This is a genomic window from Nocardia sp. NPDC058519 (genome assembly GCF_042719755.1).
Classification (GTDB): domain Bacteria; phylum Actinomycetota; class Actinomycetes; order Mycobacteriales; family Mycobacteriaceae; genus Nocardia.
This window is the reverse complement of sequence record NZ_JBHXNK010000006.1, coordinates 126,638-151,839: the sequence shown is the minus strand read 5'-3', so window position 1 is coordinate 151,839 and position 25,202 is coordinate 126,638. Positions and strand designations below refer to the sequence as shown.

Below are 25,202 nucleotides of genomic sequence, written 5' to 3'. Positions count from 1 at the left end.
TGTGCATGGGTGTGGTCGACATCTTGCTTCGGGCCCGCAAAGCCTACGAACGTCGTGAATGGGTGGTGGCGTACGAGAGTCTGTCGGGCCTGGGACCCGCGGAGCTCGACGACGCGGCCCTGGAGGCCGACGACTTCGCCCGCCTCGCCACCGCCGCGTACCTGACCGGCCGCGACAACGATTGCATCCAAGCGTTGCAGCGGGCCTATCAGCTGAATGTGACCGCGGGTGATACCCCGGCCGCTGTGCGGTGCTCGTTCTGGCTGGCTCTGGTGCTCATCGGCAACGGGGAAACCGCGGTGGGCGGTGGATGGGTGGCCCGGGGACAGCGCCTGCTCGCCGACATTCCCGAGGACGTGGTGGAACGTGGTTACCTGCTGATCCACGAGATGATGAAGGACGTTTTCGCGGCCGAGTTCTCGGCCGCGTACCAGCGGGCCGTCGAGATCGTCGACTACGGACATCGTTTCGACGATCCCGACCTGATCGCGATGGGACTGTCGGCCCAGGGCCGGATCTCGCTGTACGCCGGTGATGTGCGGCAGGGGCTCGCCCTGTTCGACGAAGCGATGGTCGGCATCGCGGTCGGCGCCGTGTCACCGATCTTCGCCGGTCAGATCTACTGCACGATGATCGAGGGCTGTCAGGAGGTCTCGGACTTCGGCCGGGCCGCGGAATGGACGGTCGCGCTGACGAACTGGTGCGATGCCCAACCCGGTTTGGTTCCGTTCACCGGCCAATGCGCGGTACACCGCGGCCAGATCATGCGACTCAACGGCGCCTTCGACGAGGCCATCGAGGAGTTCTCCCGGGCCATCCGCCGATACGTCGCCGCGGGAACCACGTCGGCAGCGGGATTCGCGTCGGCCGAGCGGGGGAAGGTGCTCCACATTCGCGGTGACTTCGACGGCGCGCAATCCGCCTACGACGAGGCGATCGGCTACGGGTACGAACCGCAACCGGAGCTGGCGCTGCTGTGGCTGGCCAGGGGACGCACCTCGGCGGCCGTGGCCGCCATGGACCGGTTGCTGGCCGAGCCCCGTGATCCGGTGCACCGCAGCCAGCTGCTGCCCGCGGCCGTGGAAATCACGGTGGCCGCCGGGAACTTCGATCGCGCGGCCGAGATCAGCGCCGAATTGTCCACCCTCGCCGCCGCATTCGGTTGCGAAGCCCTGCTCGCCATGGCCGGCTACGCCGCAGGCCACGTCGCCCTCGTGGGTGATCGCCCCGCCGAGGCCATTCCCGACCTGCGCCGGGCGGCCCGGCTGTGGCACACCCTCGACGCTCCGTACGAGGGCGCGCGTTGCGCGGCACTGCTCGGCCGGGCGTTGCGAGCCCTCGGCGACGATGACTCGGCCGCAGGTGAACTGGACACAGCGCGTCGCACCATGACGACTCTCGGTGCCCGCCCCGCCTGCCGGGAGATCGCCGCGCCGGCGCCGGCTCCGCTACCCCGCGGACTGAGTGCCAGGGAAGTCGAGGTACTGCGCCTGGTCGCCGTCGGCAAGACCAACCACGAGATCGCGACCGCTCTGTTCCTCAGCGAGAAGACGATTGCCCGGCACCTGTCCAACATCTTCGTGAAGATCGACGTGACCTCACGGACCGCGGCCGCCGCCTTCGCCTACGAGCACCAGCTGGGGTAGACGGCGGAGCTCAGACGGGCGCGTCTCGCCACCAGCGGTCGTAGAGGTCCTGGCCCGAGGTACCGCCCGAGACTCCGATAACGCACTTGTCCCGGGTGCTGCCCTCGAACTCGAGCAGGATCTCGCCCGTCGGCCCGGCCACCCCTTCCTTGTCGTTCCAGCGGGCATGCCCGCTGCCGCTCGGCCGCTGCCAGTTCTCCTCGCCGACGAGGACCGAGCCGGCGGTGGAGACGAATTCATCCGCCGGTTCGTCGGTTCCGCAGACGATCACCAGGCGGAACACCGGGTTCTGGTCACCGTTGCAGGCCAGTGAGTTCAACGATTCGCGGGTCTGGCGCGCATCGATCGGACGTTGGCTGCCGTCGACCGCACTGCAGCGCAGGCCCTGATAGCCGCTGTCCGCCTGTGTTTTCGGCAGGAGACCGGCGAACGCGTCGACCACCCACTGGTGTGCCGCCCAGGAATTCGGGTCGGCCGACGGCGTCGACGTCGACCCGGCCGTGCTCTGCTCGGTCGAATCATGTTTCAGCACAACCACACTCGTGACGATCACGGCGATCGCCGCCGCCACCACACCCAGCGCGATGCCGGTGTTGCGGCGACGTGCCGGGCGAGGCCCGACCACGGGCACCTGGTCCGCGGCGACGCCGAGTGCGCGGGCCGCATCGGCGGCCAACTCACCGCAGCTGGCATAGCGCCGCTGCGGATCTTTGGCCAGTGCACGGGCGATCACGTCATCGATCCGGCGCGGCAGCTCCCCGGCCATCGCGCTCGGGCGGGGCGGCGGGTCGTGCAGGTGTGCCGCGATCACGGCGTCGACGCTCGTCCGCGGGAACGGTTTGGCGCCGGTCAGCAATTCGTAGAGGGTGCAGCCCAGCGCGTAGACATCGGCACGGTGATCGATCGCCCCGCCGGTGAGCTGCTCGGGCGCCGCGTAGGCGACGGTGGCCAGAATGGTTCCGGCCTGGGTCAGCGTCGTCGCGGCCGCGGCCTTGGCGATGCCGAAATCGGTGACCGCGACCCTGTCCGGTTGTCCCGGAATGGATTCGACCAGGATATTGGCCGGTTTGACATCGCGGTGCAGCATCCCGGCCCGATGCGCGTGATCGAGTCCGCGAGCCACACCGGTGACCAGATGCGCGACGCGGTGCGGTGTGAGTGCGCGCTCGCGCAACAGGGTGGCAGCATCGGGGCCGTCGATGAAGCGCATCGCGATCCACAGCTGACCGTGCTCGATGCCGCGGTCGTAGACGCCGATGATGTTCGGATGGTCAAGTCGCGCGGCGAGTTCGGCCTCGCGACCGAAGCGCGCCCGGAACTCGGGGTCGGCACCGAATTCCGCCGACAGCACCTTCACCGCGTCGCGGCGCGGCAGTCGGGGATGGGCGGCGACGTAGACGGTGCCCATGCCGCCGACGCCGAGTACCCGCTCGATCCGGTACCCCGCGAAGATCGTGCCCGGCGGCAGCGGACGGCTATTCACTGCGCACCAGCAGCGCGTACTGGGCAGCGGCCTGACGCTCGGCATGCGCCGGATTCCGGCCGACGATCGAGGCGGTGTACCTGCCGTAGAGGACATGGCAGTAGACCTGGGAGGGCGATGCCGGGTGCTGATCGAGCTTGTTGCAGTAGACATCCGGCACCCCGGCCGGTGTGTCGATCAGGGTGGTGGGATCGGCTGCCCGCCGCTCTTCGGTGAAGACCCGGCGCGCGCTGACCGCGTCGGGAAACCGTTCGACCAGATTGTTGCCGTTCACGGCGACGACTTCGATCGGGTCCCGAAAACCGAAGTGCTTCATCAACCGCGTGGCCCGTGGACCGAACACGACGCCGCTGATCGCGATCGACGACGACCATCCGGCGTTGGCGTCGGTGTCGGCGGCGATCACCGTCGGCGTCGACCAGTGCCCGGCGCCGAAGGGAAGCAGCCGCGCGACCATGCCGTCCCGGTCCAGCGGCAGGTCGGCGAACCGGTCCGGCGGAGTCGGCTGGAAATCGCGCAGCCGGGGCAGCTGGACATCGAAGGCCTTGCGCACCATGCCGGTCAGCGCGACCTGGTCCGGGCTGGTGTGCGCGGCCAGCACGCTCACGACGAACGATCCGTGCGCGAGGGTGGCCGCCATGGTCGGCACGGTCGGACGCCAGTGCGCGAACGCCCCCGGGTACTCCGCGATCCGCACCGAGACATTGTCGGGAGTTACCGCGGCATCGGTGGCGTTCATCTGCCTGGCCGCCAGCCGCGCCTTCGTATCGTCCGGAAAGCGCAGCAGCAACACGGTCAGCAAACGGGCGACGCCGACCTCCGGTGCTCTGCCACGAAAGTTGACATCGCTGCCACTGACCGCGAATCCGGCGAGCATATCCTGGGATTCGAGCACCTTGCGGACCGGCTCGGCCAGAATCCCCGCCGCTTTCAAGGGCGTCGGCAACGGCGCGGTCCGGTTGGCGACACCGTTGGTCAGCGTCGGATCGACCTCCACCGGATCGAGTGCCGCTTCGCCCATGCGCACCGATTCCAGCACCCTGCCGTACTTGTCGGTGCTGGTGGTCGGCGGCGTCAGCGGGTCGACACTGTTCGAACCCACATCCAGGGTGGCCAGGTCGAGTGGTTGCGGTACCGGTTCGCCGGGGCGCACGCACCCGCACAGCACCGTCAGCGCCGCGGCCACAACGACCATCGTTCGGATTCGTTCTCCGCGTGAGAACATCGACTACCCCCGTCCCAGTGGCGCATCCGGCCACCAGCGTTCCCACAGCACCGAACCTGAGGTGCTTCCGGAGACGCGCAGCTTGCAGAACTGACGGTCGGGCCCGTCGAACATCACGTCGAGCCTGCCGATCGGTGAGCCGTCGTCGGCGGTGATGGTTCCCCATCGCACCTTCCCGCTAGCACCGTCGCGCATCCACAGTTCCTCGCCCTCCACCGTCAGATTCGCGGTCCACGGGGGAATCTGGGTGCGATCCTCCCGGCAGACGACCGAGAGCGATTCGACCGGGTTCCGGTCGCCGAGGCAGACGAGACCGCCGACGGCGACCTGCTGATCGAGCGCGAGGGCATTGCCGTCCTGGTCGATGTGCAAGCAGCTGTTGACGTCCTGGTAGCCGACGGCACCCGGTGCGACCGGCAGCAGGTTCGGCACGGCCTCCGCGGCCAGGGCGGCCGCGCCCCACGCGTCGGAATTCGTGGCGACCCTGGAGGGAGCAGCGGATCCGGGCTCGTCACCGGAGAACCCCACGGTGAGCGAAATCGCCACCGCCACAGCCACAATCGCCGCGATCGCCACGCCGGTCAGCAGCAGTCGGCGCGGCTTCGGCGTGGCCTTCGGTGCCCAGGCTGCGCGCGCGGCGGCGGCCAGCTCACCGCAGCTCTGGTAGCGCTGCGCCGGGTCCTTGGCCAGCGCGGTGGCGATGACCGCGTCCAATTCGACTGGTACCCGGGTGTTTTCGACGGAAGGTCGCGGTGGATCGTCGGACAGGTGCGCGTACATCACCGCCGCGGGGCTACTCCGCGGGTACGGGACCGTCCCGGTGAGCAGCTGATAGAGCGTGCACCCCAGTGAGTACACATCGGCGCGATGATCCACCGGGTCGCCGTTGATCAGCTCGGGCGCGGCGTAGGCCAGCGTCGCGGTGAATCCCGCACCTTCGGACAGGGTTCCGTCACCCTCGGCGGTGCGAGCGATCCCGAAGTCGGTGACCAGCACTCGATCCGGTTGCCCCGGTTCCGTGGTGAGCAGCAGGTTCGCGGGCTTCACATCGCGATGCTGCAGGCCGACCCGGTGGATCTCGTCGAGACCGTTCGCTGACTCGGTCACGATGCGCAGCGCCCGCTCGATCGGTATCGCTGTGTCGTGCCCGATCAGCTCGGCGACATCGCCGCCGTCGACGTACTGCATCGCGATCCACAGGCGGCCGTCCTGCTCACCGCGATCGCGGACCGCGACCACATTCGGATGTTGCAGCCGCACAGCGACTTCGGCTTCACGCAGGAACCGCATGCGGAACTCCGCGTCGCCTGCATGCCGGTCGGACAGGATCTTCAGCGCGTCGTGGCGGGGGAGCCGGGGATGGCGGGCGAGATACACCTCGCCCATGCCACCGGCGCCCAGCCGCCGTTCGATCACGTACCCGGCGAACTCGTCCTCAGAACGGAGCATCTGCCCACCACCGGTCGTAGAGTTCCTGGCCCGTTTTCGCGCCGATCACGACGACCATGCAAAAGTTTCGGGTCGGTTCGTCGAATCCGATACCGACCACGCCGATGTCGCCGGTGGACACGGCCATCGTCGACCACGTCACCCGGCCGCGCCCGGTAGCGCGTTCCCACTTCTGGTCACCGAGAACCACGACACCGGGTTCGTCCACGAGGATGATGGGGTGCCGGTTCGTCGAACAACGCACGTCGACATCGCGGACAGGGTCGGCGTTGCCGGTGCACCCGATGCGGGCGACTTTGTCGGGCATCAGTTCCAGGTCGGCCGGCGCTCCGGAGCCCTCGGCGATGGCGGCGCATCGAAGGCCCTGATGCCCGGTTCGGGTCGGGGTGGCGGGCAGCAGCCCGGGCAACGCATCGATGATGAAGGCGTAACGGCCCCAGGTCACCCCGGCACTGCTGGTCGGTGTGGCGGGGCTCGCAGTCGAATCGTCGGGGCTGCCGATGATCACCACAGCGGCGGCGAGTGTTACGACCAGCGTGACGATGGCCGCGGCCACGGCGGCGTACCGAACCCGTGAATTCGGTTGCCGCGGTGCCTTGCTCGGTACGGGCCGTGCTGGTCCAGCCGTGGTGGGCGGCGGCGCAGGCGGTGCGGCCGCGACCACCGTGTGATCCGCGGCGACACCGAAGGCGCTCGCGGTCGCCGCGGCCAGCGCACCGCACGACGAATAGCGCTCGTCCGGGTTCTTCGCCAGCGCACGGGCCAGTACCGCGTCGATCTCGGGTGGCAGCTCCGGCCGGACAGCGGTGGCCCGCGGCGGTGGCACCATCAGATGCGCCTGCATCACCGCGACCACCGAGTCGCGGGGGAACGGTTTCGTGCCGGTGAGCAGTTCGAACAGGGTGCAGCCCAGTGCGTAGACATCGGCGCGATGATCCACGCGCTGCTCGGTCAGCAGTTCCGGTGCCGCGTAGGCGAGTGTCGCCACGACCGTTCCGACCGCGGTCAGCGCGGTGCCGTCACCGGCGGCCCTGGCGATGCCGAAATCGGCGACCAGGACCCGATCCGGTCCGTCCTCGACCGGTTCGAGCAGGATATTGGCCGGTTTCACGTCGCGGTGCAGGAGGCCGTGGCGGTGTGCCTCGTCCAGTCCCCGCGCGGTCTCGGTGACGATGTGTACGGCCCGCGGCGGCGGGATCGGCGACTCGCGGCGCAGCAGCGCGGCCACGTCGGTCCCGTCCACGAACTCCATCGCGATCCACAGCTGGCCGTCTCGCACCCCGCGGTCGTACACCGCGACGATATTCGGATGATCGAGCCGGGCGGTCAGTTCGGCCTCGCGCAGGAAACGTGCCCGGAATTCCTCGCCCGCACCGGCATTCTCGGGCAGCACCTTGATCGCGTCGCGGCGGGGCAGCCGCGGATGCACGGCCACATACACCGTGCCCATGCCGCCGGTGCCGAGCACCCGCTCGATCCGGTATCCGGCGAAAACTGTTCCCGGGGAAAGGGTTTCGGTCATCGCCTCTACTCGCTGTTCACCAGCAGCGCGTACTGCGCCGCCGCTCGTTGCTGCACATCCTGGTAGTCCCGGCTGAAAACCACCGCCACATAGCGGCCGTACCGGAGGCGGCAGCTGAACTTGGTGATCGGCGAGGTGGTCGTCGACTCCGCGCAGTTGATGTCGACCATGCCCTTCGGTGGGGGAACCGGGAGCTGGCCGTCGTTGTTCGGCAGGCCGGCGAAGAACTCGGCCGCCGTCGCGGCGTCGGCGAAGCGCATGAGGCGGTCGAACCGGTTGAGGCCGACCAATTCGGCGACCTGTCGGCTCGGTGCGTAGAAGTGGCCTGCACGCGGACCGAGGACGATGCCGCGCGCCTGCACCAGGCTGTCCCACCCCGCGACCTCGCTGAGGTCGCCGAGAATCACCACCGGAAACGGCCACCGACCCGGCGCTTCGGGCACCATGCGTCCGAGCATGCCGTCGCGGTCGAGCGGCAGGTCGGCGAATGCCTCTGGCGGGGTGAGCACGACATCACGCAGCATCTGCCGCTGCTCTTCGAAAGCCCTGCCCGCCAGCGCTGTCAGGGCGGTGAGGTCGGGCGAGGTGTGCCCGGCCAGCACCGTGACGACGAACGAGTCGACGGCTGTCGTCGCCGCCAGCGTCGGCACCGACGGACGCCAGTGCGCACGAGCCGCCGGGTGCTCGGGGATCGTGACAGCCACATTGTCCGCGCTCACCTCGGCGTCAGCGGAGTCGATCTCCGCCGCGGCCAGCCGCGCTGCCGCGGCATCGGGAAATCGCAGCAGGGTGACCTGCAGAATTCGGCTGCTGCCGATCGAGAACTCGGCGGGAGAATCAGTGGCGCTGACGGTGTAGCCGGCCAGCATGCCGTGCCGCTCCAGGACCGCGCGAACGGGATTCGCCAGCAGCGCAGCCGCTTTCGCTGGAGTTGGCAGTGGGTCCGAGCCCGCTCTCGTGCGGGCGAAGGTCAGCACCGGGTCCACCCTGGCAGGATTGGCGATGACCTCGCCGAGGCGAACCGATTCGACCACGCGCCCGTGATACTCGCTGCCGCGTTCGGGCGCGCGCAGCGGAAAGCGGCTGTAGGGGCCGACATCGAGGGTGGCGGGGTCGGGCACGGGCGTCGGATCACCGGCCACTGTGCAGCCCGAGACCACGGCGAGTACCACGCCGAGGGCGACCGTGAGGCGTGCGAGTCTCACAGCGGTGCCTCCGTCCACCAGGCGGCCCGCAGCTCGGTGCCGTTCTGCGCGCCGGTGACGACGATGTGGCAGAAGCTGCGGTCGGGATCGTCGAAATACAGCCGCAGGTAGCCCGTCAGCTGCGGGGCCTTGTAGCGGTCGAGATAGGTTCCCCAGTGCAGGTTTCCGTTGCTCGAGGTCCTGGTCCACTGTTCGTCGCCCTCGGCGCGATCGTAGGTGGGCGGCGGTGCGATCGGGGAGCGGTCGGCGTTGCACACGAATTCGACCGTCTGCACCGGTTCACGATTGCCGAAACACGAGATCCGGCCGGTCGGGACGAAGACGTCGACGGGCAGGTCCCTGAGCAGTTCGTCGGTGGGCTTGCACCCCCACATCTCCTGATATCCGGACCCGAACTGTGACGCGGGCCGGAAACGCCTGCGCGACATAGGTGTACGCACCCCAGGACACCGGGTCGACCGCGGTCTGCGGGCCGAGGACAGTCGCGGCCGGCGCGTGCTCGGTGGAACCGGCTCTGCTGAAACCGACGACCGCGGCCGTCACCGCGATCAGAACGGCGGCGGCAATGGCGGCGTACACGATCGGGCGTCGCCGGGAAGGTGCCCGGACATCGGTCAGCCGGACCGTCCCCTGCGCGGCGGCGGCCGCGGCCGTGGCCAACGCACCGCAGGACGGATACCGTTCGCCCGGGTTCTTGGCGAGCGCGGTCGCGATCACCTCGTCGAATCCCGGTGGAAGCCCGGACTTGTCGAGCGACGGCGGTGCTTCGTGGAGATGGGCGTACATCACCCCGGCCGGGGTGTCGCGGGGGAACGGCACCGACCCCGTCAGCATCTCGTAGAGCACACAGCCCAGCGCGTACACGTCGGTTCGGCGATCGATCGCGCCGCCGTTGATCTGCTCGGGCGCGGCATAGGCCAGGGTCGCGCTGAGCCCGGCGCCGGTCGAATTCGTCGGCGCGTCGGCGGGCCTGGCGATACCGAAGTCGGTGATCAGCACCCGGTCGGGACGGCCGTCCTGCTCTGCGACAAGGATATTGGCCGGTTTCACATCGCGGTGCAGCACCCCTTTGCGGTGCAGCGTGTCGAGCCCCTTGGCGGCCTCGGTGACAATTCTGACCGCCCGGTCCAGCGGCAGCGCCCCCGGTCTGCGGCGGATCAGCTGGGCGAGGTCGATACCGTCGACGTACTGCATCGCGATCCACAACCGGCCCGCGTGCTGGCCGCGATCGCGCACCGCGACCAGGTTGGGGTGGTTCAGCCGGGCCGCGATCGTGGCCTCGCGCAGGAAGCGCTCGCGGAACACCGGATCGCCGGTGTGCCCCTCGGACAGGACCTTCAGCGCGTCCTTGCGGGGTAGTCGCGGATGCTGGGCGAGGTACACGGTGCCCATACCGCCCATGCCCAGGCGCCGCTCGAGGCGGTACCCGGCGAAATCCATGCCCTCAGAAACAGTCAATCGTCATGCTTCCCGAACCGATCAGCACTGGGACCCTTCCAGCGCGAGCCGACCGAGACGCCCGTGGCCGACGGGCCGACTATAGCCCGATCGGCGGTTGCGGCAGTGGGCGAAGATGATTCGAACGGCTGCCACTGGCGAGGGTGGAAGCGCCCGCGTAGCGAGCCTGCGTGCCGAGTTCGGCTTCGATGCGCAGGAGCTGGTTGTACTTCGCGGTGCGGTCCGACCGCGACAGCGAGCCGGTCTTGATCTGCCCGCACCCGAGGGCGACGGCGAGGTCGGCGATGGTGGTGTCCTCGGTTTCCCCTGAACGGTGCGAAATGATCGATGAGTACCCCGCCCGCCGGGCGATATCCGCGGTCTCGATGGTCTCGGTGAGGGTCCCGATCTGGTTGATCTTCACCAGGATGGAATTCCCGATCCCTGCCCGGATGCCTGCACTCAGGAGCGCGGGATTGGTGCAGAACACGTCGTCGCCGACGAGTTGACAACGCTCGCCGACGGCGGTGGTGAGCGCCTGCCAACCGTGGTGATCGTCTTGGGCGAGTGGGTCTTCCATGGACACGATCGGATACGCGTCGATCAACCCCACCAGGTAGTCGATGTGTTCGTCGACCGTCTTGACGGTGCCGTCGGCGCGATAGTGATAGGCGCCGTCGGTGTAGAACTCCGAGGCCGCGGGGTCCAGCATGATGACGATGTCCTCGCCGGGCCGGTAGCCGGACTTCTCGACAGCCGCCACGATGTAGTCCAGGGCCTGCTCCGCCGATCGCAGGTCAGGAGCGAAACCACCCTCGTCGCCGACGTTGGTGTTCGCACCGGCCGCGGCGAGGTCTGCCTTCAGCGTGTGGAACACTTCCGAGCCGATCCGCACCGCGTCCCGGAAGGTGTCCGCCCCCACCGGGGCGATCATGAATTCTTGGAAGTCGAGAAGGTTGTCCGCGTGGGCGCCCCCGTTGATGATGTTGAACATGGGCAGCGGCAGCAGCCGTGCCGACGCGCCACCGAGGTAGCGGTACAGCGGGAGACGGTGCGCCGCGGCCGCGGCTTTGGCGACGGCGAGCGAAACTCCCAGAGTGGCGTTGCTGCCCAACCCGGCCTTGTTCGCCGTGCCGTCCAAGGCGATCATCGCGTGATCGATCGCCGTCTGGTCCTCGGCATCCCTGCCGACCACGATCGGCGCGATGTCGGCATTGACATGCGACACCGCGGTGAGAACACCTCGGCCGTGGAAACGGGACCGATCCCCGTCGCGCAACTCGACTGCCTCCCGAGTGCCTGTCGAAGCGCCTGACGGCACGCTCGCCCGGCCGGTCGAACCGTCCTCGAGCTCGACGGTGACCTCCACGGTCGGATTGCCTCGGCTGTCGAGGATCTCGTATCCGACCACCGTCTGAATTCGTGTCACATGAAGGTCCTTCCGATCCTGAACTGCGTGTGCCCGGCTGGCGAGATCAGTGTCTCGGCAGCGACCGTGGCAGCGGTAGAGCATGTTTCATCCGGTGCCCATAGGGTTGGCCTATGGGTTTGTCGTCGAGAGTTTCGGATCTGGGGCCGTTCGAGCTACTCGCCACGATCGCCGCCACCGGCAGCATCGGTGCCTGTGCCCGCCACCACGGGCTGTCCCAGCCCGCGGTCAGTGCCCGCATCCGGAGCCTCGAGCAGCGCTTGGGGCTGCGACTGCTCGACCGTCACCCCCGCGGGACCACCCTGACCGAGACCGGACAGATGGTGCTGCAATGGGCGCGCCCCGCCCTGGACGCCACCGCCGGTCTCGACCAAGCGCTGAACGCCTTGATCGGAGCTTCGCCGGCGCATCTGATGCTCGCGGCGAGCACCACCATCGCCGAATTCTTCCTGCCGACGTGGTTCGCCGCCCTGCGAAATCGGTTACCGGGGACCAACGTCAGCCTGCTGTGCCACAACAGTGCCGACACCGTCGCCCTGATCCGTCGCGGCGGCGCGGAGCTGGGATTCGCCGAAGTCGGCCACATCTCCGCCGAGCTCGAACACTGCCCCGTCGTCCGTGATCGGCTCGTTGTCGTAGTCGCCCCCGATCACCCCTGGGCCGCGCGCGAGGCCATCACCGCCGCCGATTTGGCCACCGCCCCCCTGATCCTGCGCGAACCCGGCTCGGCCACCCGATCCGTCCTCCACGATCGGCTCTCGGCCTTGCCCGACCCATTGACCGCGGTCCCGGCAATGGAACTGACGTCGGCCACAGCCATCAAGAACGCCGCCGCCGGCGGCCTCGGCCCCGCCGTGCTGAGCGAGCTGACGGTTCGCGACGAGCTCGCCAACCACACACTCGTCGAAGTCCCCATCCCCAGCCTCACCCTGGAACGAAACCTGCACGCCTGCTGGCGCCGCCACCACCGCTTCAGCGCCCCAGCCCGCCACCTACTCGACATAGCCACCGCCCACACCGACCCGAGAACTGAACTGCACCGCTGATAATTCGGCCGACGATCAGGCGTTGGCCAACAGGCAGATACCGCCGGTGATCAGCGCGGCCACCTTCACTACTTCCAGACCGATGTAGACGTAGTGGCCGTGGGATCTGGGTGCGTCGAGGCCCGCCAGGATTGCGTCACTGCGGCGGGCCAGCCGCGGTCGGACCGCAACCAGCTGGACAGTCAGCGCGCCGATCGCGATCACCAGCGGGACGACTGCGGCACTGCCGGGGGAGTCGAGCAGGATCATCGCCAAAACGATTACCGCCCAAAGGATCTCGGCACCATTGAGGGCACGGAAGACGAGGCGCCCGATGCCGAGCCCGATGGCGAGGGTGACATTCGGAGCCCGGAACTTCAGCGGCGCTTCGAGAAACGAAATAGCCAGGACCATACCCAGCCACACGAACACGACGGCAATGGCAACTGCCGATGCGGTACTCATGCCCTCGATTCTGTCGGAATCGCGGCACAGACGGCACCGATTCAGTGGTGCGGATCGTCAGCGACCGGAGCCCCTAGGTAGAGCCGTTCGTCGAGACCCGCCAGGCGCTCGTCTTCCTGAATATCCCCGCACGCATCACAGGTGCGTGGGCAAGTTCGGCGTGTCAGGATTGGTCGCATGACTTCGGTTCCAGAAGGCCGTGCACTTCCCGCTGAGCTGCCGTCGGCAAGCGCCTACGACAGCTTCGCTGAGGGCTACACGGCCGAGAACGAGACCGGTCTGCTGAACGCGTACTACAACCGGCCAGCGTTGCTGGAGCTCGCCGGGGACGTGACCGGTCGGCGGATCCTGGACGCCGGCTGCGGCTCGGGTCCGCTGTTCGCCGCGCTGCGCGATCGGGGCGCCGTTGTGACCGGTATCGACGCGAGTGCCCGGATGCTGGATCAGGCCAGGCGACGCCTCGGTGCCGACGCGGACCTGCGCGTCGCTGACCTGGCCGACCCACTGGCCTTTCCCGACGGCACATTCGACGACGTCGTCGCGTCCCTGGTGCTGCACTACCTGCAAGACTGGGGACCGACGCTGGCCGAGATGCGACGCGTACTGGCTCCGGGCGGACGACTCATCGCCTCGGTCGAGCATCCTTTCGCCAACTTCCTCGGGCAGCGCCTGGCCGGGGAGGAGACCAACTATTTCCAGACCCGCAACCGGGCCGAAGAATGGACCATGGGCGGGCAGACCGCCCAGCTGAGTTTCTGGGACCGACCGCTGCACGCGATGACCGAAGCCTTCACCGCGGCCGGCTTCCGCATCAGCGTCATCAGCGAACCGCCTGCCCTGCCCGCCGCCCAAGATCTGGCCCCCGAGGTGTTCGACGAGAGCACCGGCATGAGGTTCCTCTGCTTCCTGTTCTTCGTCCTGCACGCCGACTGAGGGCCGCGGGCTTCCGTGCACGTGAGGCGCACTGGAACCGGTCGTGGTAGATGTGGCGGGTAGTGGGCGCTCGGCGCAGGGCTGAGGCCATGAGTTCGGGGGAGCTATGACAGCGATTGCCAGATTCGGGGCGGTATCGCTCGACAGCCGAGATCCGCGGCATCTCGGGCAGTTCTATAAAGCGTTGCTCGACTTCGAGATTCGGTACGAATCCGATGAGCTGGTGGTGCTTCGGGGCGGGGGAGTGACACTGACGATCGAGCAGGTGGCGGACCATAAACCGCCGGACTGGCCGGGGAATCAGGTGCCCAAGCAGATGCATCTCGATCTGTTCGTGACGGACCTCGATGTCGCGGAGGAGGCGGCGATCGGCCAGGGTGCGGTCAAGGCTGCCTTTCAGCCCGCTCCGGATCGGTGGCGGGTCCTTCTCGACCCCTCCGGGCACCCTTTCTGCCTTACGGTGCCGCCTGCCGGCAGTGAATGAAACCGTTGGCGCGGTAGCGATCCGGCTCGAACGCACCCGATCGCGCCGCAGCCTGCCCCCGGCGATCTCAGAGCTGTGATTGCACCTCGGCGGAGATGAGTTCGAGGTGATCGAGATCGGTGAGATCGAGGATCTGTAGGTAGATCCGGCCGGCGCCGATCTCGCGGTAGTGGGCGATCTTGTCGACGACCTCGGCGGGTGAACCGGCCAGGCCGTTGGTCTTCAGCTCGTCGACCTCCCGGCCGATCGCGGCAGCCCGGGCCGCCACCTCGGCGTCGGTGCGCCCGACGCAGGCGACCAGGGCGTTGGAGTACACCAGTTCGTCGGTGCGCCCGGCCTTGCGCACCGCGGCGCGCACCCGGTCGAACTGGGCGGCGCTGTCGGCGATCGACGCGAACGGCATGTTGAACTCGGTGGCATAGCGGGCCGCGATGCGTGGGGTGCGGACCTTGCCGTTGCCGCCGATGATCACCGGCACCGGATCCTGCACCGGCTTGGGCAGGGCGGGGGAGTCGGTGAGCTGATAGTGGGCGCCGTCGAAGCTGAACGTCGCCCCCGGCTTGGTCTCCCACAGGCCGGTGATGACGGCCAATTGCTCCTCGAGCAGGCCGAACCGGTTGTCCGGGAACGGGATTCCGTAGGCCGCGTGTTCGGCGGCGAACCAGCCGCTGCCCAGACCGAGTTCGATCCGCCCGCCCGACATCTGATCCACCTGGGCGATCTGGATGGCCAGCGGTCCCGGCAGCCGGAAGGTCGCGGCAGTGACCAGGGTGCCGAGCCGGATCCGGGAGGTGTCCCTGGCCAGCCCGGCCAGGGTGATCCAGGCATCGGTCGGGCCGGGCAGGCCCGAGGCATCGCCCATAGCGAGGTAATGGTCGGAACGGAAGAACGCGTCGAAGTCGAGCTCCTCGGTGGCGCGCGCCACCGCAAGCAACGTGTCGTAATCGGCGCCCTGCTGGGGCTCGGTGAAGATGCGGAGGTCCATGATCACCATCGTGCCCGATGCGTACCGGGCGCGCCCGGCACGCATCTCGCTGCGAGCAGCCCCGCGACCGTCCGCCCCACAACTCGCCATAAGTGGTCTCAGATCGAAGGTTGCATAATCAGGCGGTGCACTCTGGTGATGGTCTGTTCGATCGAAGCCTGTCCGACCGCGCGCGTGAAGTGATCCGCCAAGGTGCCGAGATCGCGATGAACGCGCCGGAGGAGTGGCTCGACGAGCTCTACGACGCCACCCTCCTGAAAACCAGCTGCGTGCTATCGCGGGAGATCCGTTGCTGGCGGAGGCGGTCCGGCGCGTCAATCGTGGAAACCTGCTGCACTGGGCCTCGGCCAACGTGGCCGACCCGGGGATGCCGGTGCCGATCAACCTCGGTGCCGACCAGATCGCCATCGTTCGCGACCTGGTCCGCCGCGGCATGAACGAAGCCGCCCTGCAGGCCTATCGCGTCGGTCAGGACGTCGCATGGCGGCGGTGGATGACCCATCGTCTTCATCCTGACGCCCGACCCGTTCGAACTGCAAGAGGTCTTCGAGGTCACCGCCGCATCGATCGCGAGATTCGTGGACGGCACCGTCGAGGCGATCACCGAGGTCATCGGTCACGAGCGCGACGAGCTCGCCAGCGGATCGTATGCCGAACGGCGGGAAACGATCTCGCTCATTCTCGAGGGCGAACCGATCAATATCGAGCGTGCGGCGACCCGACTCGGATACCGGCTCGACACGACCCATACCGCTGCCATCGCCTGGAGCGACATTCCCGGTGCCGAACTCGACGAACCGCATCGGGTGACCAGAGCCCTCGCCCGAGCCGCCGGTGCGGCGACCGCGCTGAGTCTGCTCGCCAGCGCGGCCACCCTGTGGGTGTGGGTGCCCGGTCCCACCCCGCCCGACACCGCGGCTCTGTCCGAAGCGCTGGACCATATCCCCGGCGTGCGCATAGCCATCGGCTCGACCGGTCGAAACCTCGCGGGCTTCCGGACGAGTCACCTCGACGCTCAGGCCGCGCACCGAATCCTCGCCCGCCCGCACAGCACCCGACGCATGGTCACGTTCAGTGAGGTGCAATTGACCTCGCTGATCACCGAAAACGGTGCTCAGGCTGACCGTTTCATCAAGTACACCCTCGGCGATCTGGAACACGCCGACAGCGAACTGCGTGAATCGGTTCTCGCCTACATCAACGAGCAGTGCAACGCCACGCGTGCCGCCGCGCGCCTGTTCACCCACCGGAATACGATCTTGCGCAGGCTGGCCCGTGCCGATGAGTTGCTGCCTCGCCCGCTGGCGGAGAACAGCGTGCACATCGCCGTCGCGCTGGATGCGCTGGACTGGCGGCAGAGCACGCCCCAGCCCACATGAGCGGCTAACTCGCAGCGCAGACCGGAGTGAGGCGGTGCGTGCCTCGCAGGCCTTTGAGGGTCGCGTCACGACCGGTCCCGATGCTGAGATTCGTCCTGCTTCCGATCGCCTCCAGCACCGGCTCGCTGATGAGGACTTCCCCACCCTCGGCCTGCGCGGTGACCCGCGCGGCCATGGCGACGTTGCGTCCGAACAGATCATCGCCCCGGCGGACGGAGGTCCCCATGTGGATACCGATCCGCACCCTGAAATCGGTCTCGGCCCGCGATGATTCGGCGTCCTTGTGCAGCGCCGCCTGGATGGCGAGGCCGCATCCGACCGCTTGTTCAGGAGCGGCGAAGGCGATCATGTAGCCGTCGCCCTGGTTCTTGACCACATGGCCACCGCGGTCCTGCACACAGCGTGCGACGAGCCGGTGATGGCGGTCCAGCAGTTTGACCCAGGCGCGGTCACCCAGCTGTTCGTTGAGAGCGGTCGATTGCTCGATGTCGGAGAACATGATCACGACATTGCCGTCCGGTGCCAGCCTGGCCAGGTCGGGACGCTCGACCCGCGCCCAGCCCGCGAGATCTTCGATAGAGGTCAGCACGGCGGCGCGAAAACCTTTGGCACGCACCAGGTCCGCGGCCTGCCATGCCGTTCGCACCGCCTCGCGACCGCCGACCACCAACCGCTGCGTCGTCGTGGCCCGACGCGGTGCGAGTCGTTTGCGCCGACTCCGGGCCAGCAGGATCGACAGGGTGATCAAGCCGACGGCTTCGCCGGTGGCGACGATCGCGAGCACGACGATCACGACGGTGTTCATCGGATAAACCCTGGCCGAGTAGCGTAGCTGGTCGAACCCTGTAGCGGCTGCGCGCCCGAGCTGTTCACGCCAAAATAGTACACAGGCGTTCACTCGAATTTCGAACGGAGTGCTCGGTGGACGCGACGGCCGATCGTGGGGCGATTACCTCGTAGCCGTCGGTCGGATCCGTCCCCTTCTTTCGTCTCCCGACAGCTATGTGCAGCCGAAATACCCCTATCTTCGATCCTTGACGTGGCGCAGCTGGGAGCTGATCGGAGACTGCGAGGAGCACGCGTACGCCGGAGCCGCAGCTCTGCTCGCGCCGCTTTCGGTGTACGGGTACCATTCCAGGTAGGCGTCCGCTGGTGCATACTGCACAACGAAAATCTCATTCGGGTGCGAAACGCCATTGGAACGCGAGGGGCTGAGAACGCACGATGGAGCGCAAACATCCGAAAGTAGGAAATGTGCGCATGCCGGACAGCGTCGGGTCGGCCCCGATCGTGACGATGGCAGGTCGGCCGTTGGCCGACTGTCTGCCTGCGGTGTCAACGATTTCGGGCACGATCATGAGCCGATTCATCGTCGACAGCGCACTGTCCGGCAGAGTGCCCCTGGCGACGCTGCGTCGCGATGTCATCGCGATGGTGAAGGCATGCCTCGAGCTGACCGCCAGGCTGTTCACCGGTGAGGACGCTTCGAAACCGCTGGCCGACGTGCGCTTCGGCGTGACGGAATGGGCGCGGGAGGGCGTCACCGTCGACGCGATGCACGCGGCGGTGCACACCGGCACACAGATGGCGTTCGACCATCTCACCGCACAGGCCAAACTCACCGAGGATCACCTGGCCGTGGCCGAAGTTGCGCGGGTGTTCGTCGAGCTCGCCAGCCGGCTTGCCACCGTGATCTCACAGTCGTACTCGGATGAGATGCACGCGGCCAGAGGTGAGGCCGCCGACGCTGTGGCCGCGGCACTGATAGCCGGGAACGCGACACCGGCCATGGCCCGCGCCTGCCAGGTGCGGCTTGCCGAAAGCTACTTCGTCTTCACTGTGGCGTTCGTGAACCGGCAGATCCTCTCCCGCCGAAGTGTTCGCCGCGTCAGAGCCGAGGTGTCGCACCAGTGGGACGGCCATGCGTTGACGCAGATAGGAACTCGGACAGCGACCCTGCTGATTCCGCAAGACCACTTCGATCCCGCTGAGGCGGAACGGTTCGTCGAGCACATCGCCGCCGCGGCGCACACGCGGGTCCGCGCCACATTCGTGTCGGCAAGAGCCGACGGAATTTCCGAAGCGGTAGCGCGCGGGCAGGCGGTGCTCGAGATCATGCGGTGTCTGCGCCTGGACGGGCTGGAGCGTTTCGAGGATCTGTCGCTGGAGTATCAGCTGTCTAGGCCGGGCGCGGCGGGCAGGCATCTGGCCGCGACGTTGGACTCGCTCGAGCAGCATCCGGTGCTACTGGAGACGTTGAAGGCCCATCTCGCGACCCGCTCCACCCGCTTGCGGACGGCGCATCTGCTGCACATACACCCCAATACCGTCGACTATCGGCTGAACAAGATCGCCGAGATCACCGGGTTGGACCCGATGCACTCGGACGGGGTCTGGCGCCTGCGTTCTGCGCTCGTGGCCCGCATGATCGGTGTCGGCGAGCCGGAGACGGCCGACCGCGGCGACCCTGACAACGCTGCGCCCGCCGCGCAGGCCTGCTGATCGGTATGGGATCAGGGTGCGGGCGGTGTCAGCCTGGTGACCGTCCCGAGGAAACTCGTGACGTACAACGCGTTCGGGTCCCAGCCGGGTCCGGACCCGAATCGTGCCGACGAGGACAGCGGTAGGCCGTCGGCGATCGGGCAGGTCTGTCCGGTCTCCAGGTCGACCTGCTCAATCCTGCCCGCGACATTGAGCGCCACATAGGCCTTGCCGTCCGGGCCGACGGTCAGGTCGTCCGCCGCGTTCAGTGGTCCGGCACCCGGAATCACCACCTGCCGCGGCGGGCTGTCGGAATCGGCGTAGTCGACGGCGGCGACGACCGATTCCGGGGTGAACGTCGTCGAGACGACGAGCCGATTGCGTGGTCTGTCGAACGCGAGGCCGTTGGTGGAGCTCAGCGACGGCGCATACGGTGTCGCGGTGTTATCCGCACCGACACGGGTCAGCGTGCCCGCGCCGATGTCCCTGCTGACGACGAAGTCGCCGTTCGGCAACTGCGCCAACCCGTTCGGCATCGTCAACCCCGTTGCCACCGTGGTCACGGCGCCCGTATCGAGGTGCAGTGCGCGAATCGAGCCGTCGGCGCGATCGGTGAGGGCGGAGGCGGCGCTGTTGCCCGCCGTGAAGTAGGCGATTCCGCCGATGACCAGGATCGCCCCCGGGCCGTCGATATCGTCGACCACGACCGAGGTCGAGCCGTCGGCACCGAGTCGCTGCAAGGAGCCTGCTGATCCGGTGACGGACTGCTGTGCCAGCAACAGGTTTCCGCGACCGTCGAACCCGAGGTTCTCGAGAATTCCGTAGCCGGCCGCGACGGTGTGCTGGGCCCACGGTGCACACGAAACCGGTTCGGCAACAGCGATATTCACGGGAAGGACGGCAGCCGTCGCGGTGACCGCCATCGCGGTCAGTGCGCGAGAAGCGGTGCGGAAGATAGTCATCGAGTTCCTCGGGGGTCCGAGCCGGTGGCGTGGGTCGTGCTGTTGGCGTCGAAGGTGCGTCGTCGACGAGATCGACCCCAGCCTATGGCGGCTGCTTCGGAGCGCGCGCAGAAACAACGGATCGGCGGTATCCCTTTCGGTCCCGTGACCGGAGCCTGCCTTGCATTTCTGCATTCGTTGGTGCATGGTTTTGCATGTTGCTCGAAGTCGCGTCGATGATTTGGCGGTAAATGACCAGATAGAGGCAGTGATCGAGCTCTTCGGTAGCTCGACCCGCGAGCTGTGCGGCATGCATGGAAGCATGAAGGGAGTCCGGCATGTGTCACGCCCTCGACTCCCACTGTCTCGGCACAGTCGTGCCGGAAAGGAACACCCTGATGGAACCGCCGAACTCACGCGCGCACTCACCCTCGCGGCGCCGATGTTTCTCATCTCCAAGCCGAAACTGGTTATCGCACAGTTGATTCGACCGACCTACCCCGAGGACGACATGGCCTACGAAGAGATCCTGTACACGGTGCGCGACCACATCGCCACCATCAGCATGAACCGCCCCCAGGCGCGAAACGGGTACACACTGATCATGGCCGCCGAACTCGGCGACGCGATCATCGTGGCAGACCGGGACCCGGATGTGCGCGCGATCATCCTGACCGGCGAAGGGTCCGACTTCTGCGTCGGCATGGACCTGTCCGGCGGCGCACCGGGCGGCGACGTCGACGACGATTGGCTCGAACCCGCCGGACAGTGCTCGCGCCGGATCTTCGAGTGCACCAAACCCGTCATCGCCGCGATCCGCGGTGCCGCGGTCGGTGCCGGGTCGACGATCATCCTGCCCGCGGACTACCGCATCGCCGCCACCGACAGCCGCTTCGGCTACGTCTTCACCCGGCGCGGATTCTTCCCCGAGGGTGCCTCGGCATGGCACCTGCCGCGCATCGTCGGCATGGGACGGGCAATGGACTGGATGCTGTCCGGGCGGGTCTTCCCCGCGGCCGAAGCACTGGCCGGTGGGCTCGTCCACCAGGTCGTCGAGCCCGACGAGGTACTCCCCGCCGCCGAGGCGTACGCCCGTGACCTCATCGAGCACACCGCACCGGTGTCGGTGGCGGTCACCCGCCAGATGCTGCTGCGGCTCAGCGCCTTCGACACCCCGTACCCCGCCCACGCGCTGGACTCGAAATTGATCGGGGGACTGGCCGACAGTGCCGACGCGGTCGAGGGCATCACATCTTTCCTGCAACGGCGCCGCCCCGACTTCCCCGGGCGCGTCCCCGCCGACATTCCGGCGTTCGTCCCGTGGACCGGAATCGACGATGCGGCCGCGGCGGCATCGAGCGAAGGTCGATAGGCGCGGCGACGGCAGACCGAGGCCATACGCGAGGACGAACGTCACCCCACGCGAACGACGCGACGCGCGAAATACGCGGTGCCGTACTGGAAGCGGCGGCGAGGCGTCGTCGATCAGGCCTCGGCGATGCAGCGGAAACCGATGTGGCTCATGCCGGTGTCGATCATCTGAGGTCTGCGGGCGGCGGGTCGGTAGCGTCGGCAGTAGCTGTCGGCGCAGAGGAACGACCCGCCTTTGATCACCTTGCGCGGTACTCGGAACTGAGGTTGCCGGTGGTCGAAGCTACCCTCCACCGCTGCACCGCGGGGATTGCGTGGGGCGCAGCACAGGTCGGCGCCGGTGTGGTTCTCGGCGTACCAATCGTCGGTCCATTCCCAGACATTGCCGGTCATGTCGTAGAGGCCGTACGCGTTCGGTGGGTACGTTCCGACCGGTGTGGTCGTGCCGTACCCGGCATCCGGCTGCCACGGAAAGTGTCCGCGCCAGTAGTTCGCGAGAGCCAGACCGTCGGGTTCCGGCTCGTTGCCCCAGGCGAATTCGGTGTTGTCCAAGCCGCCACGCGCGGCCGCTTCCCACTGGGCCTCCGTCGGTAGTGCACGGCCTGCCCAATCGGCATAGGCGCGGGCGTCTTCGTGCGCGATATGGACGACCGGGTGCTCCTCACGCCCTTGCGTCGACGAGCGTGGCCCTGTCGGCTGTCGCCACGAGGCGCCGGGTGTCCACCGCCACCACAGGTTGAGATGGCGTAAGTCGACCGGACCGGCCGTTGCGGCGAAAACCATCGAACCGGGCTGGAGGTTCTCCGCCGGAGCACCCGGGAACTCCGCCGGATCCAGCGGGCGTTCGGCCACGGTCACATAGCCGGTCTCGTCCACGAATCGAGCGTATCGAGCATTGGTGACCTGGCGGGTTTCGATGGCGAACGCGTCCACTTCGACCCGATGCGCCGGTCCTTCTTCCGGATAGTGACGGTCGGATCCCATGGTGAACACTTGCGCGGGGATCCGGCGAAGCTCCGTGCCGATGATGGTGTCCACGTGTCTCGGTTCTCCTCGACTCACTGCTGATCGGGTGCGAAAACGTCGCGCCAATCATTCTTCATGCTGGCTATGGTCCACCCGTCCTTGTGCGCGCGGGCGAGGAGGTCTTCGGCACCGGCCACGTAGTCGAATTCCCGGTCGGCGTCGTCATGCAGGACAATCACTCTGAGGGCGGGTTTGTCGGGCAGTTCGGAGAAGGCGAGCATCGGCAGATCGCCGTTCGAGTTGCCGACAGACACGATCGGGCGACGGCCGATCCTGCTCCAGATCCGGACGGGCTTCTCCGGCCCGTCGTCGAAGAAGTCCATCGCCGCCTTGTACAGCAACTGGTTACCACGATCATCGGCTCGATAGGTCAGGCCGAGTGCGCTGCCGATCACGCGTTCGGGTGGCACGCCATAGAGCCCTTCGGCGACCGGGCGCATGAAATCCCGATCGCCGCCGGAGGCGATGTAGGTGGTGAACCCATGCGTGTTCAGGTAGGCCAACAATTCGGTCATCGGTGTGTACCCACAACCGCGATACGAACGGCCCAGTGTCGGGTGATTCGAGCTGTCGAAGAAGGCCGTTACCCGAGCGTCGTAGTCTTCGACGGTCACCTCGTCGAAGGCACGAACCACGGCGCCCATCAACAACTTCAGGTCGTCGTCGTCACCGTGGTAGTGCTTCACCACGGCAGCTCCGAGCCATTTCATATCGTGGGTATAGGCGGCCTGCCACGGCTGCTGCGTTCTCAACGAGGGGTCGTGCTCGGCCATTTCGGCGAGGCGGCGGATCGTGAAGTCGAGCTGGATGGGCATCGGCTTCTCGCACCACAGGGTGCCGTCGTTGTCGAAGACCGCCACCCGTGCCGCGGGCTCGACGAATTCTGGCCGCTGCGGGTCGGTGACCCGCTCGACGAACTCGACGATGGCGGCTTTGGTTGTGCCGTCCGTCCACGATTCGAGGCTGTCGGTCATGACGTCAGTCCCTGGCCAGGAACTCGTGCAGCTTGTTCACCGCGTGATCGATGGTGAACGACGCCGGCTCGTGCCGAGGCGGGAACTCCCTGAACGTTTCCAGGAACGCCGTCGCGATCGCGGTGCCGTAGGCGGTGATGTAGTCATGGTCGAGAAACCAGTCCCAGTAGGTGTTCGATGTGCCGTCCGCGCGTTCGAACGGGTCGGTGCGCAGATTGAACAGCTTCGGTATCCGCAATGGGGTGAACGGCTCGGCCCAGATCCCCAGGGTGCCGGTGGCGCGCTGTTCCATGAACACGATCTTCCAGTTCTCGAACCGGATTCCGAGGACATCGCAATCATCGGAGAAATACACCATCCCTCGACGGGGGCTCGTGTCCGCCTCGCCGGTCAAATAGGGCAGCAGGTTGTATCCGTCGATGTGGACCTTGTAGGTGGTGTCGCCGACGCTGTGTCCTTTCTTTAGCTTGTCGACGATCTCCGCCTCGCCGGCCGCCGCGATGAGGGTCGGGAGCCAGTCGTGATGCTGCACGATCTCGTTGGTGACCTGGCCCGCGGCGATCTTGTTCGGCCACCGGATCAGCTCGGGAACGCGGAAAGCGCCTTCCCAGTTGGTGTCCTTCTCACTGCGAAACGGTGTTGTCGCCCCGTCCGGCCAGGTGTTGGCGTGTGGGCCGTTGTCGGTGCTGTAGATGACGATCGTGTCCTCGGCGAGGCCGAGTTCGTCCAGCAGGTCCAGGACCGTGCCGACATTGCGGTCGTGATCGATCATGGTGTCGTGGTAGGGCGACTGCCAGATTCCGGCCTGGCCCACACTTTCGGGCTTGGTATGGGTGCGCACATGCATGTGGGTGAAGTTCAACCACACGAAGAACGGTGTGTCGGCCTCGTGCTGGCGTTTGATGAAATCGACGCAGGCGTCGGCGATCTCGTCATCGATCGTCTCCATCCGCTTCTTCGTCAGCGGACCGGTGTCCTCGACCCGTTGCTTTCCGACGCGACCGAATTTCGGATCCTCGGTGGGATCGTCGGTATCGGTCGCCCACGCGTGCAGCACGCCGCGCGGCAGCTGAAGATTGTAGAGACGCGGGAATTGATCCTCGTGCGGATAATCGGGCAACTCCGGTTCCTCTTCGGCATTGAGGTGGTACAGGTTGCCGAAGAACTCATCGAACCCCCGAACTGTCGGCAGGTACTTGTTGAGATCACCCAGGTGGTTCTTACCGAACTGCCCGGTCGCGTAACCGAGTGGTTTGATCAATTCCGCGATCGTCGGATCCTCGGGCGCCAAGCCGATATCCACGCCGGGAACGCCGACCTTGCTCATACCGTCCGGTACACGCTCTGTCCGGAGATGAAGGCCGCGCGGCCCGCGGTGCAACTCTGCTCACCGTAGGAGTCGGTGAATCGCATACCTTCCGCGGCCAAGCGATCGATATTGGGCGTTCGATACCCCATCAATCCATCGCTGTAGCAGCTGAGATTGGTGATCCCGATGTCATCGCCCCAGATGACAAGGATATTCGGCTTCGAGTGCGGCATCGTCGTCTCCTGATTGCGGTCACGGCTCATGGTCGGCACACGTCGCTCCGACGATCAGGATCCGGGTCGGAGCATGCTCGTCCAGCATGCGACGAGGGTTGGCTTCGCGGCTTCACCCGTATGGGATGAGATCCGGGTGATGACCCGGTGACACCGACCCGTGCAAGACGGTGGTCGAGAATTCGGCGACACCGCCGATA

The 25,202-nt window shown here is 67.1% G+C and carries 22 protein-coding genes and 1 pseudogene; 7 read left to right on the top strand and 16 right to left on the bottom strand.

What is annotated here, in order from left to right; translation table 11 throughout:
* Positions 1-5 precede the first annotated feature (5 nt).
* A complete protein-coding gene (locus tag ACFWPK_RS09745; protein ID WP_378914194.1) occupies positions 6-1,646 on the top strand; it encodes a LuxR C-terminal-related transcriptional regulator in 1,641 nt (546 codons plus the stop codon).
* Positions 1,647-1,656: 10 nt separating this feature from the next.
* Here the strand turns inward: ACFWPK_RS09745 and ACFWPK_RS09740 are convergent, their stop codons facing one another.
* The 8 genes from ACFWPK_RS09740 to eno form a co-directional block, all read right to left on the bottom strand.
* Positions 1,657-3,129 carry a serine/threonine-protein kinase gene (locus tag ACFWPK_RS09740; RefSeq protein WP_378914193.1) on the bottom strand — a complete coding sequence of 491 codons (1,473 nt, stop codon included), beginning with the start codon at positions 3,127-3,129 and terminating at the stop codon, positions 1,657-1,659.
* Positions 3,122-4,324: a hypothetical protein gene (locus tag ACFWPK_RS09735; RefSeq protein WP_378914192.1), complete on the bottom strand. Its 1,203-nt coding sequence runs from the start codon at positions 4,322-4,324 to the stop codon at positions 3,122-3,124. Before ACFWPK_RS09735 ends, ACFWPK_RS09740 begins: the two co-directional genes overlap by 8 nt.
* Positions 4,325-4,357: 33 nt before the next feature.
* A complete protein-coding gene (locus tag ACFWPK_RS09730) occupies positions 4,358-5,803 on the bottom strand; it encodes a serine/threonine-protein kinase (protein ID WP_378914191.1) in 1,446 nt (481 codons plus the stop codon).
* Positions 5,790-7,325 carry a serine/threonine-protein kinase gene (locus ACFWPK_RS09725; protein WP_378914190.1) on the bottom strand — a complete coding sequence of 512 codons (1,536 nt, stop codon included), beginning with the start codon at positions 7,323-7,325 and terminating at the stop codon, positions 5,790-5,792. The genes ACFWPK_RS09730 and ACFWPK_RS09725 overlap by 14 nt, the downstream gene beginning before the upstream one ends.
* 5 nt (positions 7,326-7,330) lie before the next feature.
* Positions 7,331-8,530 (bottom strand): hypothetical protein, encoded by a 1,200-nt coding sequence (locus tag ACFWPK_RS09720; protein WP_378914189.1) that lies wholly within the window; start codon positions 8,528-8,530, stop codon positions 7,331-7,333.
* Positions 8,527-8,805, bottom strand: coding sequence for a hypothetical protein (locus ACFWPK_RS09715; protein WP_378914188.1), 279 nt, complete (start codon positions 8,803-8,805; stop codon positions 8,527-8,529). The genes ACFWPK_RS09720 and ACFWPK_RS09715 overlap by 4 nt, the downstream gene beginning before the upstream one ends.
* 4 nt (positions 8,806-8,809) lie before the next feature.
* Positions 8,810-9,988, bottom strand: a complete 1,179-nt coding sequence (locus tag ACFWPK_RS09710) for a serine/threonine-protein kinase (protein WP_378914187.1) — start codon at positions 9,986-9,988, stop codon at positions 8,810-8,812.
* Between the two features lie 79 nt (positions 9,989-10,067).
* On the bottom strand, positions 10,068-11,396 hold the full coding sequence (gene eno / locus ACFWPK_RS09705) for a phosphopyruvate hydratase (protein WP_378914186.1): 1,329 nt from the start codon (positions 11,394-11,396) through the stop codon (positions 10,068-10,070).
* A gap of 113 nt (positions 11,397-11,509) precedes the next feature.
* Between eno and ACFWPK_RS09700 the strand changes: the two genes are divergently transcribed.
* Positions 11,510-12,442: a LysR family transcriptional regulator gene (locus ACFWPK_RS09700; protein ID WP_378914185.1), complete on the top strand. Its 933-nt coding sequence runs from the start codon at positions 11,510-11,512 to the stop codon at positions 12,440-12,442.
* Positions 12,443-12,457: 15 nt separating this feature from the next.
* On the opposite strand, the gene ACFWPK_RS09695 is transcribed toward ACFWPK_RS09700, so the two are convergent.
* Positions 12,458-12,886: a hypothetical protein gene (locus ACFWPK_RS09695; RefSeq protein ID WP_378914184.1), complete on the bottom strand. Its 429-nt coding sequence runs from the start codon at positions 12,884-12,886 to the stop codon at positions 12,458-12,460.
* 177 nt (positions 12,887-13,063) lie between these two features.
* Between ACFWPK_RS09695 and ACFWPK_RS09690 the strand changes: the two genes are divergently transcribed.
* Positions 13,064-13,819: a class I SAM-dependent methyltransferase gene (locus ACFWPK_RS09690; RefSeq protein WP_378914183.1), complete on the top strand. Its 756-nt coding sequence runs from the start codon at positions 13,064-13,066 to the stop codon at positions 13,817-13,819.
* 106 nt (positions 13,820-13,925) lie between these two features.
* Positions 13,926-14,303 carry a VOC family protein gene (locus ACFWPK_RS09685; RefSeq protein ID WP_378914182.1) on the top strand — a complete coding sequence of 126 codons (378 nt, stop codon included), beginning with the start codon at positions 13,926-13,928 and terminating at the stop codon, positions 14,301-14,303.
* A 67-nt stretch (positions 14,304-14,370) separates the two neighbouring features.
* Here the strand turns inward: ACFWPK_RS09685 and ACFWPK_RS09680 are convergent, their stop codons facing one another.
* Positions 14,371-15,288 carry an LLM class F420-dependent oxidoreductase gene (locus ACFWPK_RS09680; RefSeq protein WP_378914181.1) on the bottom strand — a complete coding sequence of 306 codons (918 nt, stop codon included), beginning with the start codon at positions 15,286-15,288 and terminating at the stop codon, positions 14,371-14,373.
* A 238-nt stretch (positions 15,289-15,526) separates the two neighbouring features.
* Positions 15,527-15,901, bottom strand: a complete 375-nt coding sequence (locus ACFWPK_RS09675; RefSeq protein WP_378914180.1) for a hypothetical protein — start codon at positions 15,899-15,901, stop codon at positions 15,527-15,529.
* On the opposite strand from ACFWPK_RS09675, the gene ACFWPK_RS09670 reads away from it, so the two are divergent.
* The gene (locus ACFWPK_RS09670; RefSeq protein WP_378914179.1) at positions 15,867-16,667 is read left to right on the top strand and encodes a PucR family transcriptional regulator; all 801 of its coding nucleotides are present in this window, start codon (positions 15,867-15,869) and stop codon (positions 16,665-16,667) included. The genes ACFWPK_RS09675 and ACFWPK_RS09670 overlap by 35 nt on opposite strands.
* A gap of 4 nt (positions 16,668-16,671) precedes the next feature.
* Here ACFWPK_RS09670 and ACFWPK_RS09665 read toward each other — a convergent pair whose 3' ends face one another.
* The gene (locus ACFWPK_RS09665; RefSeq protein WP_378914178.1) at positions 16,672-17,472 is read right to left on the bottom strand and encodes an adenylate/guanylate cyclase domain-containing protein; all 801 of its coding nucleotides are present in this window, start codon (positions 17,470-17,472) and stop codon (positions 16,672-16,674) included.
* Between the two features lie 455 nt (positions 17,473-17,927).
* On the opposite strand from ACFWPK_RS09665, the gene ACFWPK_RS09660 reads away from it, so the two are divergent.
* Positions 17,928-19,169, top strand: coding sequence for a PucR family transcriptional regulator (locus ACFWPK_RS09660; RefSeq protein ID WP_378914177.1), 1,242 nt, complete (start codon positions 17,928-17,930; stop codon positions 19,167-19,169).
* A gap of 11 nt (positions 19,170-19,180) precedes the next feature.
* Here ACFWPK_RS09660 and ACFWPK_RS09655 read toward each other — a convergent pair whose 3' ends face one another.
* Complete coding sequence (locus ACFWPK_RS09655; protein ID WP_378914176.1) at positions 19,181-20,110, bottom strand: SMP-30/gluconolactonase/LRE family protein; 930 nt, start codon at positions 20,108-20,110, stop codon at positions 19,181-19,183.
* 319 nt (positions 20,111-20,429) lie between these two features.
* Here ACFWPK_RS09655 and ACFWPK_RS09650 point away from each other — a divergent pair, with 319 nt between their 5' ends.
* Positions 20,430-21,461, top strand: coding sequence for an enoyl-CoA hydratase-related protein (locus ACFWPK_RS09650; protein ID WP_378914175.1), 1,032 nt, complete (start codon positions 20,430-20,432; stop codon positions 21,459-21,461).
* Positions 21,462-21,574: 113 nt separating this feature from the next.
* On the opposite strand, the gene ACFWPK_RS09645 is transcribed toward ACFWPK_RS09650, so the two are convergent.
* From ACFWPK_RS09645 to ACFWPK_RS09635, 3 genes and pseudogenes are all read right to left on the bottom strand, one after another.
* Complete coding sequence (locus ACFWPK_RS09645; protein ID WP_378914325.1) at positions 21,575-22,444, bottom strand: formylglycine-generating enzyme family protein; 870 nt, start codon at positions 22,442-22,444, stop codon at positions 21,575-21,577.
* Between the two features lie 74 nt (positions 22,445-22,518).
* Entirely contained in the window at positions 22,519-23,460 is a 942-nt protein-coding gene (locus tag ACFWPK_RS09640) for an HAD family hydrolase (RefSeq protein WP_378914174.1), read from the bottom strand.
* Between the two features lie 4 nt (positions 23,461-23,464).
* Positions 23,465-25,002: pseudogene (locus ACFWPK_RS09635) on the bottom strand (arylsulfatase).
* Positions 25,003-25,202 lie beyond the last annotated feature (200 nt).